Raw genomic sequence first — 429 nt, forward strand, 5'->3', positions numbered from 1 at the left:
TATTGTTGATTGGTTCCATATCTAACCCTAAAAAAAAGACCGCCCGAAAGTGGGCGGCCTTAGTGTTACTGCTTTATGTGCCTTAGATGCCTAACATCAAGCAGGTTAGATATGTATTAAGTGTGACTTGTATCACTTAACGGCTTAATGCGCGGTGTGTTGCTCTTTCTCTTTCTGCGCTTCGTTAGCCGCATCGATGGCCGCTTGCTTATCGGCTTTTTTCAGGCTGCGGTGCTGAAGGTAGAGCGAAGCGGTGATGCTGAGAGCCACCATACCTAAGGAGATTTCCTCCTTGTATTTAACCGCCCAGGGTGGGGGCGCAACGTTGTATTTTAAAATCACCGGTGCTGCAGCTTTTGCCAATGCGTGGGCGTTGTCTTCACCAATCTCTAGACGTTCATCGAGCATTTCTTTTACGGCGAAGTCAGC

1 pseudogene is annotated in these 429 nt (G+C 48.0%); it reads right to left on the reverse strand.

The window, feature by feature from the left end:
- Positions 1-144 precede the first annotated feature (144 nt).
- A pseudogene (locus tag Q1A70_RS20450) lies at positions 145-429 on the reverse strand (hypothetical protein); the annotation flags it as partial.

This window comes from uncultured Vibrio sp., from assembly GCF_947488985.1.
Classification (GTDB): domain Bacteria; phylum Pseudomonadota; class Gammaproteobacteria; order Enterobacterales; family Vibrionaceae; genus Vibrio.